A 13,727-nucleotide genomic window follows, 5' to 3' on the forward strand; every position below is an offset into this window, starting at 1 on the left:
GGCGAACAGGCCGGCCCCCTGCGACGACCAGCCCCATGGAGGCGGCGGCCCACCACCGGCCAGGCACGGATGCGGCACGGCGAAAGCTTCCGCGAGCACCTGCGCCTGGGGCGCAGGGGCCTGGCCATCGGCATCGACATCGGCGGAACCAAGGTCGCTGCAGGCGTGGTGGACGCCGAGGGCAGGATCCTCAGCGAGGCCCGCCGTTCAACGCCCGGGACCGACCCGCGTGCAGTGGAACAGGTCATCGTCGAACTCGTCGAAGAGCTGGGCCGCGGGCACCGGATCTGGTCCGTGGGGATTGGTGCAGCCGGGTGGATGGACCTCGACGGCGGCACAGTGCTTTTCAGCCCGCACCTGGCCTGGCGGAACGAGCCCCTGCGGGAAAACCTGCAAAAACTACTGCGTCGTCCCGTCCTGCTGGCGAACGACGCCGACGCGGCAGCCTGGGCGGAATGGCGGTTCGGTGCCGGGCAGGGCGAGGACCGGCTGGTGTGCATCACCCTGGGCACGGGAATCGGCGGGGCCATGGTGATGGACGGCCGGGTGGAGCGCGGCAGGTTTGGCGTCGCCGGTGAGTTCGGCCACCAGATCATCATGCCCGGCGGACACCGGTGCGAGTGCGGCAACCGGGGGTGCTGGGAGCAGTACGCCTCGGGTAACGCGCTGGGAAGGGAAGCGCGCATCCTGGCGCGGGCAAACTCGCCGGTGGCCCAGGAGCTGCTGGCAGCCGTCGGCGGGCATTCCGAGACGATCACCGGCGCGGTCGTCACCGAACTGGCCCTGGCCGGCGATGCAGCCTCACGTGAACTTCTGGACGAGGTGGGCGAGTGGCTCGGGCTGGGGCTTGCCAACCTCGCGGCGGCGCTCGACCCCGGCCTGTTCGTCATCGGCGGCGGACTCTGTTCCGCCGGGGACCTCTTGGTGGAGCCTGCCCGGAAGGCGTTTGCGCGCAACCTGACCGGCCGTGGCTTCCGGCCGGCCGCCGGCATCGAATTGGCCGCACTGGGACCGAACGCCGGCCTGATCGGCGCGGCGGACCTCTCGCGGGTCAGCAGCAGGCTGCGGGGCTGAACCGAAGAACGACGACCGCGCTAAACCCGCGCGCCGTCGTCGTTATCATCTTTTTCCTGCGGAAGCTTCATGATCAGATAGACCGCCCCGAGGACAAACACGGCCACAATTCCCACTACGGCCAGCAGCGGCGCAGAGCGCCAGAACATGGCGGACAACAGCAGGGCTATGGGTCCGCCCACTGCCGCAAGCCACGCCAGCATGGTGAGCGGATCAGTCCCGGCGAGGCTGGGCGGTTCCTCCGGGATAAACTCGCCCCCGTCCTCCGGCGCCTCATAATCGCGCGGCCCCGCGGGGTGCCCGGCTTCGGCAGCGGGATCGGCATCCCGGCCGGCGGCGGCATTCGGGCCCGCTGCGGAGGCTTGCTGGCGTTCCGCGGCCGACAGCTCGCTGGGGGCAGCTCCGGCAAGGCCCAGGGGGTCGAAGTCCCGGAAAGTTGCCGCCCGTCCCGGCGCGGCAGGCGTACCACCAGATGCGTCGGGCAACGGGCCGGTTGCCCCTTCGCCGGGTCCGGCGGGGGAATTCCCCTCGAGCCGGGCCACGAGGTCAAGCCAGACGGCGTCATCCTGGTTGGCGCCCTGGTCCGGTGAACCGGGGTCAGGCCTGTTCATGGGAAGCCTCCTGGCCGGATGGTACGGGAGAACCGGATGATGCAGTACCGGCAGCGGAGACGAGGCCGCGGATAAAGTCAACCGAACCGTGGAAGATCTGTTCAGCGTCGTTGTCCATGGTGGCCACGTGGTAGCTGTTCTCGAGCCGGACGAGCTCCAGGGGAGCGTGCGTCAGCCCGCGGCGAAGGGCCGCAATGCTGGAATCGGATACCACGTGATCGATCGTGGACCGATAGACCTGGACGGGCGCCGTGACTTTGGGCAGGATCCGGATGGTGTCCTTGAACATCTTGTTCAGCTCGTGGGCGGCGGCCACGGGGGTACGGGGATAAGCTCCCTCGTCCATGCCTTCCTTGAGGATGTCGTTGGCAATGGCCGGGGTGCTTTTCATCACCAGCTTCAGGATCCCGGCGAGCGGTGCGCGGGGATCGTCAACCACCAGCGCGGGGTTCACGAGCACCACTCCGGCTACCGGGCGGGTTGCGGCGACCCGCAGGGCGAGTGCCCCGCCCATGCTCAGCCCGGCGGAGAAGACGTGGTCGCAGTCCACGTCCAGCTCACGGTACGCATCGTCAAGGGCGCCGTGCCATTGCTGCCAGCGGGTCCGTGCGAGGTCCTGCCAGCTGGTGCCGTGCCCGGGCAACAGGGGCATCCGGACAGCAAAACCCGCGTCAGCCAAGGCTTGGGCCCACGAACGCAGTCCGTGGGGGCTCCCGGTAAATCCATGCGAGAGGACCACGCCGATCCGGGGCCCATCGCTGCTGGACGGACTGCTGAAGGGACTGTGGTCCGGGCTGGAGGTCATGGGGTCTCCATTGACGTGGTTTGACGGGCATAGGTGTGGAAAAAGGCGCTGGACCTGGCGAAGATCTCCGGCGCGTCCACGTCCAGGGTAGCTACATGGCCGCTGCTGGCGAGAGTGACCACCTCGGTAAGGCGCGCGCCCAGGCGGTTTCGGAGCATGGCCAGCGAGGTGGGCGGAACTACGTCGTCCGTACGCGACTTGAACACCTGGACCGGAGCTGTAATGCGGGGAAGGCCCCGGATGGCTGCGCCGAAGAGTTTCTTCAGTTCGTGCACGGCAGAAAGGGGAGTCCGTGAATAGTCCCCATCCTCAGTAACCGCTGCCGTAGCCTGCTCCTCCTGGATGGGCATGGTGGTTTTCTGGAAATACTTGAGCACGCCGATCACCCGTATGCGCCGGTCATAGAAGCTGAGGCCGGGGTTGACCACGCAGACGCCAGCCACGGGATGCCGGGAGGCAGCCAGCAGCGCGATGGCTCCGCCCATGGACAGCCCGGCAACAAAACTGGTTTCGGTGCGTCCGGCAAGGTCGAGGTAGCTTTCTTCGAAGCTGCCGTACCAATCGTCCCAGCGGGTCCGGGCAAGCTGGCGCCAGTCTGTGCCGTGGCCGGGCAGCAGGGGCACGGTCACCGCATACCCCTGGGAGGCCAGGTCCTGCGCCCAGGGCAATACGCTCAGCGGGCTGCCGGTAAACCCATGGCAGATGGCCACGCCGATCCGCGCGTTCGCTCCGTGGCCGGGATAGCTGAAAGCGGCAGGAGGGGACGGAATGCTGCTTTCGCTCATGCCTCCATCGTGTCACTGTTCCAGTCAAATCTCACTAGAGTAGGGTTGCAGTGAACTGCCCGCCAGGCCCCATGCCGTGCGTGCAGGCCGCCGTCGGGAGAGGTTTCGCACGTGTTTTATTGGGTCATGAAAAGGATCTTCCTCGGTCCGGTGTTGAAGACGCTTTTCCGTCCTTGGGTCAAGGGACTGGATAACATTCCCGCCGAGGGCGCGGCGATCATCGCTTCCAACCACCTCTCGTTTTCCGACTCGATCTTTATGCCGTTGATGGTCCGGCGCCCTGTGGTCTTCCTGGCCAAGTCCGAGTACTTCACCGGCACCGGGATCAAGGGCAGGTTGACTGCGATGTTCTTCCGGCTCACCAACCAGCTGCCCATGGACCGGTCCGGGGGCGCGGCGTCGGAGGCATCACTGAGTGCCGGGATGGAGGTCCTCTCCCACGGCGGGTTGCTGGGCATCTACCCGGAGGGCACCAGGAGCCCGGATTCGCGCCTTTACCGGGGAAAGGTGGGCGTTGCCAGGCTTGCCCTGAAGGCCGGGGTACCAGTGATTCCGGTGGCAATGATCGGAACCGACAAAGTGCAGCCGATTGGAAAACGGCTGCCGAATATCCGCAGGATCGGCATGATCTTCGGTGAACCGCTGGACTTCACCAGGTACCGGGACCAGGCAGAGGACCGGATGGTGCAGAGGCAGGTCACGGACGAGATCATGTTCCAGCTGATGCGCCTCTCGGGGCAGGAGTACGTGGACGAATACGCTGCCGTGGTGAAGCTCCGGCTGGCGGGGAAGCCCGCCGGCCCTGGTGCAGCCGCTGAACCGCCCGCATCCCCGCTGCCCTTTGAGGGGGCCCAGGACGGGCTGCCTCATGATGGAGGCCTCGAACCAGGCCGGAACACCACTGAGCAGCAGGACGACGGCGGTGCTGCCGCGGCGGGCTGACCACGGCCGGATGTCTGTGACGGCCTGCCCAGCACGCGTGACGCTGCGGTGTCCCGCCGCCCCTCGCTGCCGTTAGTCTTAGAGGGTGACTGAGCTATCTGCAAAACCTGCCTTCTCGCTGTCCAGTACCGCCCAGAGCGGAGCGGCCAACTATCCCGGACTCGATGACTGGCGGGACCTTCCCATTTCCCAGCAACCCAGCTGGCAGGACCAGGACGTGTTTGATGCCTCGGTGAAGGAACTCTCCGTCCTCCCGCCGCTGGTGTTCGCCGGTGAAGTGGATGTGCTGCGCGAACGGCTGGCCGCAGCTGCCCAGGGGAAGGCCTTCCTGCTCCAGGGCGGGGACTGCGCCGAGACCTTCGAAGCGGCCACCGCGGACAAGATCAGCGCCCGCGTCAAAACCATCCTCCAGATGGCCGTGGTCCTGACCTACGGCGCCGCGATGCCCGTCATCAAGATGGGCCGGATGGCCGGGCAGTTCGCCAAGCCGCGCTCGTCCAATGATGAAACCCGTGATGGCGTGACGCTTCCCGCCTACCGCGGCGACATCGTCAACGGGTACGACTTCACCCCCGAGTCCCGCGGCCATGACGCCGCCCGCATGCTCCGGGCCTACCACACGTCAGCTTCCACCCTCAACCTCATCCGGGCTTTCACCCAGGGCGGCTTCGCGGACCTGCGCTCGGTACACCAGTGGAACAAGGGCTTCACGGAGAATCCGGCACACGCGCGCTACGAATCCCTGGCACGGGACATCGACAGGGCCATCAAGTTCATGGACTCCTGCGGCGCCGACTTCGAAGCCCTCAAGCGCGTTGAATTCTTCGCCAGCCACGAGGCCTTGCTGCTGGACTACGAGCGTGCCCTCACCCGTATCGATTCCCGCACCGGCTTCCCGTACGACACATCGGCGCACTTCCTCTGGATCGGGGAGCGGACCCGGGAACTGGACCACGCCCACGTCGATTTCCTGTCACGCGTCCGGAACCCGATCGGTGTGAAGCTTGGCCCGTCAACCACCGGAGACGACGCCCTCCGCCTGATCGACAGGCTGGACCCCGAGCGCGAGCCGGGCCGCCTGACCTTCATCACGCGCATGGGTGCCGGCAACATCCGCGAGAAGCTGCCCGCCGTGGTCGAGAAGGTCACAGCCTCCGGTGCCCAGGTGCTCTGGGTTACCGATCCCATGCACGGCAACACCGTCACGTCCCCCAACGGCTACAAGACCCGCAACTTCGATGACGTCATCGACGAAGTCCGCGGCTTCTTCGAGGTGCACCACTCCCTCGGCACGGTTCCGGGCGGCCTGCACGTCGAAATGACGGGTGATGACGTTGCTGAATGCCTCGGCGGCGCTGACCCGATCGACCAGGAAGCTTTCCTGGACCGCTACGAGTCAGTCTGCGATCCGCGCCTGAACCACATGCAATCCCTGGAGATGGCTTTCCTGGTGGCGGGAGCCCTCGCCAAGCACTGAAGTACCGAGCAGTGGTGTGGGCGGCTGGTCCCGCCTACACCACCGTCAGGGTAATAACGGAGCCTTCAGGTACCTCAGTATTTACGGGATCCTGGTCCCGTACTGTGCCGAAGAAGCCACCCAGGATGTTGTTCACCTTGACCTGGAAGCCAAGGCTTTCGAGGGACTTCCTGGCATCGGCCGCCTGTTTGCCGATGAAGCTCGGCACTTTCACCATCCGAGGGCCCTTTGAGATGGTCAGGGTTACGGTGGCCCCGCGCGTGAGGGTCCCGCTCGCGGGCGACTGGCTTACCACCGCGCCCTTGGGAACGTTCTTGTCGAAGACCTCCTCGCGCGCCACCTCAGCCTTGAGCCCGGCTGCCTTGATGGCGTTCACGGCTTCGTCCTCATCCCGGCCTACAACGTTGGGTACGGGGATGGGCTCGGGCCCTTTGGACACCACGAGGTTGACAGGTGTGCCGTGCCGCGCGGGCGTTCCGGGAGCGGGATCCTGGGAAAGGACCACGCCTGCCGCCGCCGTTTCGCTGAACTGCTCCGTGAGGTTCCCCAACGCCATCTCTGCTGCGTTAAGGCCGGTCTTGGCTTCGTCCAGGGTCCCTCCGGCCAGGTCCGGCAGGGGGAACAGTTGCGGTCCCTTGGAGACAATGACGGAGACTGGCTGGAATTTCCTGATTTCCGAACCGGCCGGCGGCTCTGTACCGACTACGAGGCCACTGGGCACGTCATCGTCGAAGACATCGCTGGGCGCGGACTGGAACCCCGCTTTGCTGAGGAGTTCCTGCGCCTCCGCCACTGTCTTATTGGCAACCGCGGGGATGGTCGCGGCAGATCCGGGACCCATGCCAAAGAACCAGCCGGCGCCGGTGGCCAGGAGCGCGGCAATAACCAGGACCACCACCCACAGGACTCCGCGGCGCCGTGCGCTGCCCTCGCGGAGACTCCGTGCCGGGACGGCGGCGGCCCGGGCGCGGGCTTTCTCGTCTTCCTTCCCGGCCTTCCGCTGCGCCCGTTTGCTCAGCGGCACCGGCGGCGGAGCCCACACTTGGTCCTCGTCAGCGTCCCGGGGGGTGAGGTTGTGCCGTGTGCCAGCGGCTGCGGGACCCGCCGGGAGGCCGTCGCCAGGACGGGGACTGGAAGGGGGTGCCGGGGGGCGTCCAAAAGGCATAACGCTCGTGGGATTGTTCGTGCGGGCTATGACTTCTGTGTGGTTTTGGGATTCCGTTCCTGCGGCCGCCGGCGGCAGCACGTCAAGTTCCCGGTCACTGAGGTTGGTCCTGATATGCCGCAGTTCCTGAAGCAGGGCGTTCCCGTCGATCGGCCGGTTCTCGGGATCATTGGCGGTGCACCATTGCACCAGTTCGTCCACTTCCGCCGCGAGGCCGGGCACCAGGGCCGATGGCGGGCCGACTGTCGCGTTGACGTGCTGATAAGCCACCTGGATGGGGACGTCGCCTACGAACGGCTGCTGGCCGGTGAGCATTTCATACAGCATGATGCCCACTGAGTACACATCACTGCGCGCGTCGGCGGGCTTACCCAGGACAAGTTCGGGGGAAAGGTAGGCGACGGTTCCGAGCAGTGTACCGGTGCTGGTGGACGTCGTGACCGCCCGCGCGAGTCCGAAGTCGCCGATCTTGATCCTGCCGTCGTCCGCTATCAGGACATTTTCGGGTTTGACGTCACGATGGATGAACCCGGCGGCGTGGGCCGCGCCGAGGCCTTCCACCACCGGATCGATCAGCGCCAGCGCAAGCCTGGGCGGAAGTGCACCTTTGGCGCGGATGACGTCCCGCAGTGTGTGGCCCTTGATGTACTCCATCACCAGGTACGCGGTGTGGTTGTCCGTGCCCTGGTCCAGCACTCCCACAACGTGCGGGTGTGAGAGCCTGGCTGCGGCCTTCGCTTCACGGCCCAGCCTGCCCAGGAAGCTTTCGTCCGCGGACAGATGCGGGTGCAGCACTTTGAGGGCCACGTCCCGCTCCAGGCGCTGGTCCGTGGCCACGTAAACAGTGGACATCCCGCCGCGGGCCAGCCTGGACCGGACGGCGTACCGGTTGTCCACCAGGGTTCCTACCAGCGGGTCTGACACGTGTTCCTGCACCCTACGATCGTAATCCAGCAATGAAACGGGTCCGAACCAAAATCGGTCCGGACCCGTGCACGTCCCCCCTCGCGCCCGGATTCGCAGCGGGCGGCCGTGGGGCCTAGCCGAAGTTCTTCTGGTGTGCCTTGATGGCCTCGACGTACGCTTTGGTGTCGTCGTACATGCCGTACTTGCTCACCGAGTACTGGCCCTGGTAGTAACCGGCGATGGCCGTGTCCCGGTCTTTGCTGGTGGCCAGGAGCTGGCGGATGATCGCCACACCGGCGGTTGCATTGTCGTTGGGGTCCAGGAGGTTAAGCTTGCGGCCCACCAGGTCCGAGGCCCACTGGCCGGAACTGGGAATGACCTGCATGGTTCCGATCGCGTTGGCGGGGGAAACCGCGCGCTGGTTGAACCCTGATTCCTGCTGTGCGAAGGCAAGGGCAAGTGAGGGTTCCACCCCCATGGCCCGCGCAGTGTCCGCCACAATGGCTCGCATCTGTTCCCGCGTGGGGACGGGGGAGGCATTCAGGAGCGCCTTGTTTTCGTTGGCCGAGCTCACCACGGCTGCCGGGTAGCTGAACCCGAGGAAGGAACTGGGAACCAATGGCGTTACGGATGCCGCCGGTTGCGGTGCCGCCTGGCCCGCAGCGCCCGGGATAGCCAGCTTGTTGCCCGGGTAGATCACCGAGGTGAGGCTGAGCTGGTTGGCGGACAGGAGCTCCGAAAGCTTCACACCGTGGCGGGAAGCGATGGCGGACAGGGTGTCACCGGCCTTGACAGTGTAGGAACCCGAAGCCGGCGCCGGGGCGGCGGGGCTGGCAGGGGCGGCAGAGGCGTTGGCCAGCGCCTGGGCCGGCGCAGCCGGAGCCGGAGCAGCAGGAGCAGCGTCGCCTGCGCCAACTTTGACTTTCTGTCCGGGGTAGATGATGGAACGCATGGACAGGTTGTTCCAGGCGAACACGTCCGAGAGGCTCACATTATGCTTTGCCGCGATAGCCCCCAGGGTGTCGCCGGGCTTCACGGTGTACGTTGCGCCCGCGCCGGCACTCGACGGGGCGGCAGGAGCCGGCTCGGCAGCGGGAGCCGCCGCGGAACCCGAGAGCTTGATCTTCTGTCCGGGGTAAATGAGCGTGTTGGCCTGGAGGTTGTTCAGCTTCAGGATCTCGCCCGTGTTCAGCCCGAACCTGCCCGCGATGGCACTGATGGTGTCACCCCTGGCAACGGTGTACTCGGCCGGAGGGGCCGGCTGTGCAGGTTTGAAGGCGGAAGGGATAGTGGTGGAAACCGACGACGCCGGTATGACGGCTGCCGTCGCCTGCGCTGCCTGGGCCTTCATCGCCGCTGCCAGGGTGGCCGGGACGGCACGAGCCGGCTGCTGGGCCTCGGCAGGCTGTGCGAGGGCTAGGGACGACAATACAACCGCTGGCAGCGCCGCCGTGGTGGCGGCGATCATGGGCAGGCTCGGCTTCGGGGGCTGCTTTGGCGAGCGGGACATCGTCATGGGAAGGAATCCTCTTCTCAACTGCGGGCGCGGACGGGGGTGCCGCTCATTCCGATACTACTGTTACTGCTGTTATTCCTGTTACGAATGTGATGTATGTGAATCTCTCACGAATTTGCAATTAGCACAAGAATCGCTGCATTTCCGGGATAGCTGTTTTTCCGGAGTGTCCGCAGGTCAGAAGCGACCGGCCTTTTTGCCGACTAGGCGCCACGGCAGGCGCCGTGGCAACCTTGATGCGTGAATAGTGTTGAAACCCTCGTGGGCGAATGGTTGCCCCTGCCCGACGTCGCCCGTTTATTGGACGTTTCCATCACCAGAGTCCACAGCCTCCTTGAAGACCGGGCGCTTGCGGCTTTGCGCGTGGGGGAGCGAAAGATCCGTTCGGTCCCGGCTGCATTCATTCAGGACGGCCAGGTAGTGGACAGCCTCAAAGGCACCATTGTTGTCCTCGCGGACGCAGGCTATTCCGACGAAGACCTCATCGTTTGGCTTTTCACACCGGACGAATCACTGCGGGGACGTCCCATCGACGCTTTGCGGGAAGGCCGCAAAACCGAAATCAGGCGCAGGGCGCAAACCCTGGCCTGGTAACTGCCGGGTCCGGACCGGGAGTCCGGACCCGGAATCAAGAGGCCCGGAATCAGGAGGCCCGGCTGACGGTCGCCTCGGCCAGCCTCCGCAGCGCGGTTTTAGGCAGGTCATCCAGGGGAAGGGTCTCCAGGGCGTCGAATGCCGCCTCGCCGAATTCGCTGATCAGGACCTCGGTGGCCTGCAGTGCGCCTGAATCCTGGATAATCCGGCGGATCTCATGAATGTCCTCATCCGTGAGGTCCGGGCTGCCAAGGCGGGCGTCGATGAAAGTGGATTCGGTCGCCGATGCCTGGTCCAGGGCCAGCGCCACCAATACAGTGCGCTTGCCCTCCCTCAGGTCGTCGCCGGCAGGTTTGCCGGTTGTGAGCGGGTCACCGAAGACGCCCAGCACGTCGTCGCGGAGCTGGAAGGCTTCGCCCAGGGGCAGGGCAAACGCCGAATAGCCGCGGAGCAGTTCGTTTGAGGCTCCGGCGAGGGCGCCGCCCAACGCCAGCGGGTGCTCGGTGGAGTACTTGGCGGACTTGAATCTGATGATGGACTGGGCCCTGCTGACCGCGCCGGCACGGTCCCGGACCGGCCCTGCAACCTCTTCCAGTATGTCCAGGTATTGCCCTGCCATGACCTCGGCGCGCATGAGGTTGAAGATCAGCCGTGCGCGGCTGCCCGCTGCGGCACGTTCGCCGATGTCCGTGAACGCCTCCTCACTGAACGACAGGCAGAGGTCTCCCGCGAGGATTGCCGCCGCCTGCCCGAAGCGCTCACTGTCCAGCGCCCAGCCGTGTATACCGTGCAGCTCACTGAAGCGGCGGTGGACGCTGGGGCCGCCCCTCCGGGTGTCGGAGCGGTCGATGATGTCGTCGTGGATCAGCGCCGCCGCCTGGAACAGTTCCAGGGCGGCTCCCGCGGTCACCACCTGCTGTGCGCCGGACCCGCCCCCGGCGCCGCGCCAGCCCCAATAGCACATCAGTGCCCTCAGGCGCTTGCCTCCCGTGACCAGGTTGGAGATGGAACCCATGATGGGTTCGATGTCCGGGGAGATGGCGGACATGATGGCTTGCCGGGAGGTAAGGAATTCTGTCAGTTCACCGGCTACGGCCGCCACAAAGGCAGCCTGTTCGTTCCTTAGCTGCTCCGCGTCCGTCACTTGGCTGACTCAGCTGCCACGTTGGCGCCGATGGTGAAAGTGACAACGCCCGCTGCTTCCACCGCGGACAGGTTGACCGTCTCGTTGTCTCCCCGGACAAAATCCTTGGAAGCCACAGCCCCCACGGCCTCACCTGGAACCGCTTTGAATCCCCGTGCTTCCAGCTCCTTGGTGTAGAAATCAAGGACTGAGGCAGTGGGGGAGGTAACGGTGGCTACCAGGGCGGCGGTGGCAGGCGTTGAGGCCTTGTCGAAGCTGCTCGATACCACGCTTGCGCCTGGCATGAGGGGCAGGAGCTGGTTCGGGAAACCTTCGACGACGGCCCCTACCGTGGCCGACGTGTTGGGCGAAGCGGAGGGGCTGGGGGAGGCTGTGACGGGTGATTGCGCCGTTTCCGGGGCGGAAGCGGAAGCGGTAGGACCAGGAGTTCCTGACGGTGTTGGGCTGCAGCCAGCGAGGGCCAATACTGCCGCGGCAGCGAAAGCGGCCAGGGCTGCTGGCTTGAGGTTTCCAATGACCGTCACAGGGACTTTCCTCCTGGTGTTGATGCCGGATTCAGCCTCCAGTTTAGACAGTACAAAGCGATAGGATTGCAGCCGTGGGACCTGTTGGGACGAATGAGCCGGCCGCAGCGGGCTTCCAGGCCCGCAGGCGCAAGTGCATCATGCATGTGGATATGGACGCCTTTTTCGTCTCCGTGGAACTGCGCACCCGGCCCGAACTTCAGGGTAAGCCCGTCATCGTCGGCTTTCCAGCGGAACGCTCAGTGGTCTTGTCGGCCTCCTATGAGGCGAGGGCATTTGGCGTGAAATCAGCCATGCCCATGGCTGTGGCACGCCGGATGTGCCCCCAGTCGGTCATCATCGAGCCGCGCCACAAGGTCTACTACGAAGTCTCCGCACAGCTGATGGCGATCTTCGAATCCGTGACTGAACTCGTGGAGCCGCTCAGCGTGGACGAGGCATTCCTGGATGTGACCGGTGCCATTCGCCGGCTGGGTCCGCCCCGGGGCATTGGTGAACTCATCCGCAGCAGGGTTGCGGCGGAGCTGGGCATTACCGCGTCGGTGGGGATCGCCGAGACGAAGTTTGTGGCTAAAATCGCCTCCACCCGCTGCAAGCCGGACGGGCTGCTGCTCATCGGGCCCGACGAGACGGTGCCCTACCTTCACAGCCTGCCGGTTGGAGCACTCTGGGGCATCGGCGCCAAGACGGCGGAGGTCCTGGCAAGGATGGGCATCAGGACCGTCGCGGATGTGGCCGCCACGCCCGTTTCCTCGCTCCGGAAGATGCTGGGAGCCACAGGTGTCCACGTGCACCAGCTCGCCTGGGGGCAGGATCCGCGTCCCGTAACGCCGGTCCGGCTTGAAAAGAGCATCGGTGCCGAGGAAACGTTTGCCGTTGATACAGCCGACGACGACCTCCTCCACCGGGAACTGCTCCGCCTCTCGCACCGGACGGCCGGGCGCCTGCGGAGTGCAGGAATGGTGGCCCGTACCATCGCCTTGAAGCTGCGCTTTGCTGATTTCTCCACGATTACCCGCAGCCGGACGGTCCAGACGCCCGTGGACAGTGCCCAGCTCATCTATGGGGTTGCGCTGCAGCTCCTGGAGTCAGTGGACCGGCCAATGACGGTCCGGCTGGTGGGCGTGCGCGCCGAACAGCTCGAAGACGCCGCCACCACGTCCCTTCAGCTCAGCATCGACCGGCGTGACGACAACTGGCGGGCGGCCGAGCAGGCCCTGGACCAGGTGGCGCGCAAATTCGGCACTAAATCCGTGCTTCCTGCCCGGCTTCTCGAGCCGGGCAGCGGCAGTGACTAGGGGGCTGGCCAAAGGGCCGCTGGATGCCCCAAATTGGGCCCTCCGGAGGGCCCGCGAAAGTCATTGCCGTCTTTCAGAACGGCCCTCAACAAACTATCCTTATAAATACAAAGTTTTTGAGTGACTGGACTTACCGCCGGGCTCTCTTGGACATGCTCCCGCTCCGGGTCTGCGTGCCTTGGTTTACGTTTACCGCCACAGCCGGCGGGTACGGGAACCACCAGGGCATACCAGACGTTATTTGGAACAGAAGTAGTGGCTGGGACCAGCCCGGACGTTGGCCTACAAAAGGAGGTCGTGATGCCGCTGTCGGAGCACGAACAGAAGCTGCTTGAGCAGCTGGAGAAGCAGCTTCACGAGGATGATCCAAAGTTCGCGAATTCCATGGGGTCGGACCCCGGGCGTTCGTGGTCGACGAGACACGTCGTGATCGGCGTGCTCTGCGCCCTGGCCGGCGTCTTCCTGTTACTCGTCGGCGTCACCCTCCAGAACATCTTCGTCGGTGTCCTCGGCTTTGTTGTCATGGGCGGAGGCGTGTACTTCGCCACCATGCGCAGCAGTTCGGGCGCCAAGGGCGCGAAGTCAGGAACAGGCAAGGGCGGTAAGCAGCGCAGTTCGTTTATGAGCAGCCTTGAGGAACGTTGGGACGAGAGGCGAAGGGGCGAACCCTAGGCCGCTCACCCGGCGAAGCCGGAGCCACCACCTCGTTCTCCACTTTGCTCCCCCGCGTGGGGGACAGCACCAAATCGACCCGCTTCGGCGGGTCTTTTTGCGTTTAAGGCCTCGTTTAATGGCCAAACCTGGTGCCTGCGGAAAATCAGTCCCGAATACAAGGGTGCCCTTGGCTCATTCCAGGAGCTGATGCAGGGAAAGTCCTCCACTTCCC

At 65.4% G+C, this 13,727-nt stretch carries 13 protein-coding genes; 6 read left to right on the forward strand and 7 right to left on the reverse strand.

All coding sequences use genetic code 11. From position 1 onward, the window contains the following. Positions 1–69 precede the first annotated feature (69 nt). Positions 70–1,074, forward strand: a complete 1,005-nt coding sequence (locus AC5RVY_RS08715; protein ID WP_493954693.1) for an ROK family glucokinase — start codon at positions 70–72, stop codon at positions 1,072–1,074. Positions 1,075–1,094: 20 nt separating this feature from the next. Here the strand turns inward: AC5RVY_RS08715 and AC5RVY_RS08720 are convergent, their stop codons facing one another. From AC5RVY_RS08720 to AC5RVY_RS08730, 3 genes are read right to left on the reverse strand one after another with little or no spacing between them, the layout of a single operon-like run. After that, positions 1,095–1,685, reverse strand: a complete 591-nt coding sequence (locus AC5RVY_RS08720; RefSeq protein ID WP_493954322.1) for a hypothetical protein — start codon at positions 1,683–1,685, stop codon at positions 1,095–1,097. Continuing rightward, complete coding sequence (locus AC5RVY_RS08725; protein WP_493954323.1) at positions 1,672–2,490, reverse strand: alpha/beta hydrolase; 819 nt, start codon at positions 2,488–2,490, stop codon at positions 1,672–1,674. The genes AC5RVY_RS08720 and AC5RVY_RS08725 overlap by 14 nt, the downstream gene beginning before the upstream one ends. Next, a complete protein-coding gene (locus AC5RVY_RS08730; RefSeq protein ID WP_493954324.1) occupies positions 2,487–3,275 on the reverse strand; it encodes an alpha/beta hydrolase in 789 nt (262 codons plus the stop codon). Before AC5RVY_RS08730 ends, AC5RVY_RS08725 begins: the two co-directional genes overlap by 4 nt. A gap of 111 nt (positions 3,276–3,386) precedes the next feature. Here AC5RVY_RS08730 and AC5RVY_RS08735 point away from each other — a divergent pair, with 111 nt between their 5' ends. Both AC5RVY_RS08735 and AC5RVY_RS08740 read left to right on the forward strand, forming a co-directional pair. Beyond that, positions 3,387–4,217, forward strand: a complete 831-nt coding sequence (locus tag AC5RVY_RS08735; protein WP_493954325.1) for a lysophospholipid acyltransferase family protein — start codon at positions 3,387–3,389, stop codon at positions 4,215–4,217. An 85-nt stretch (positions 4,218–4,302) separates the two neighbouring features. Beyond that, positions 4,303–5,694 (forward strand): class II 3-deoxy-7-phosphoheptulonate synthase, encoded by a 1,392-nt coding sequence (locus tag AC5RVY_RS08740; protein WP_493954326.1) that lies wholly within the window; start codon positions 4,303–4,305, stop codon positions 5,692–5,694. A gap of 34 nt (positions 5,695–5,728) precedes the next feature. On the opposite strand, the gene pknB is transcribed toward AC5RVY_RS08740, so the two are convergent. Next, entirely contained in the window at positions 5,729–7,795 is a 2,067-nt protein-coding gene (pknB, locus tag AC5RVY_RS08745; RefSeq protein WP_493954327.1) for a Stk1 family PASTA domain-containing Ser/Thr kinase, read from the reverse strand. 103 nt (positions 7,796–7,898) lie between these two features. Further along, positions 7,899–9,281: a lytic transglycosylase gene (locus AC5RVY_RS08750; RefSeq protein WP_493954328.1), complete on the reverse strand. Its 1,383-nt coding sequence runs from the start codon at positions 9,279–9,281 to the stop codon at positions 7,899–7,901. A gap of 240 nt (positions 9,282–9,521) precedes the next feature. Here AC5RVY_RS08750 and AC5RVY_RS08755 point away from each other — a divergent pair, with 240 nt between their 5' ends. Next, on the forward strand, positions 9,522–9,875 hold the full coding sequence (locus AC5RVY_RS08755; RefSeq protein ID WP_493954329.1) for an Rv2175c family DNA-binding protein: 354 nt from the start codon (positions 9,522–9,524) through the stop codon (positions 9,873–9,875). Positions 9,876–9,924: 49 nt separating this feature from the next. Here the strand turns inward: AC5RVY_RS08755 and AC5RVY_RS08760 are convergent, their stop codons facing one another. Both AC5RVY_RS08760 and AC5RVY_RS08765 read right to left on the reverse strand, forming a co-directional pair. Further along, entirely contained in the window at positions 9,925–11,019 is a 1,095-nt protein-coding gene (locus AC5RVY_RS08760; protein WP_493954330.1) for a polyprenyl synthetase family protein, read from the reverse strand. Then, positions 11,016–11,543 carry a hypothetical protein gene (locus AC5RVY_RS08765; RefSeq protein ID WP_493954331.1) on the reverse strand — a complete coding sequence of 176 codons (528 nt, stop codon included), beginning with the start codon at positions 11,541–11,543 and terminating at the stop codon, positions 11,016–11,018. Before AC5RVY_RS08765 ends, AC5RVY_RS08760 begins: the two co-directional genes overlap by 4 nt. A 74-nt stretch (positions 11,544–11,617) precedes the next feature. Here AC5RVY_RS08765 and dinB point away from each other — a divergent pair, with 74 nt between their 5' ends. Both dinB and AC5RVY_RS08775 read left to right on the forward strand, forming a co-directional pair. Continuing rightward, positions 11,618–12,841 carry a DNA polymerase IV gene (gene dinB, locus AC5RVY_RS08770; protein ID WP_493954332.1) on the forward strand — a complete coding sequence of 408 codons (1,224 nt, stop codon included), beginning with the start codon at positions 11,618–11,620 and terminating at the stop codon, positions 12,839–12,841. Between the two features lie 300 nt (positions 12,842–13,141). Further along, on the forward strand, positions 13,142–13,513 hold the full coding sequence (locus AC5RVY_RS08775) for an SCO2097 family morphological protein (protein ID WP_493954333.1): 372 nt from the start codon (positions 13,142–13,144) through the stop codon (positions 13,511–13,513). The last annotated feature ends 214 nt before the right edge of the window (positions 13,514–13,727 follow it).

The organism is Arthrobacter sp. Ha26 (assembly GCF_059091705.1).

Coding starts and splice junctions, on each gene's coding strand:
- AC5RVY_RS08715 (WP_493954693.1), top strand. CDS start 70: ATGCGGCACGGCGAAAGCTTCCGCGAGCACCTGCGCCTGGGGCGCAGG.
- AC5RVY_RS08720 (WP_493954322.1), bottom strand. CDS start 1,685: ATGAACAGGCCTGACCCCGGTTCACCGGACCAGGGCGCCAACCAGGAT.
- AC5RVY_RS08725 (WP_493954323.1), bottom strand. CDS start 2,490: ATGACCTCCAGCCCGGACCACAGTCCCTTCAGCAGTCCGTCCAGCAGC.
- AC5RVY_RS08730 (WP_493954324.1), bottom strand. CDS start 3,275: ATGAGCGAAAGCAGCATTCCGTCCCCTCCTGCCGCTTTCAGCTATCCC.
- AC5RVY_RS08750 (WP_493954328.1), bottom strand. CDS start 9,281: ATGACGATGTCCCGCTCGCCAAAGCAGCCCCCGAAGCCGAGCCTGCCC.
- AC5RVY_RS08775 (WP_493954333.1), top strand. CDS start 13,142: ATGCCGCTGTCGGAGCACGAACAGAAGCTGCTTGAGCAGCTGGAGAAG.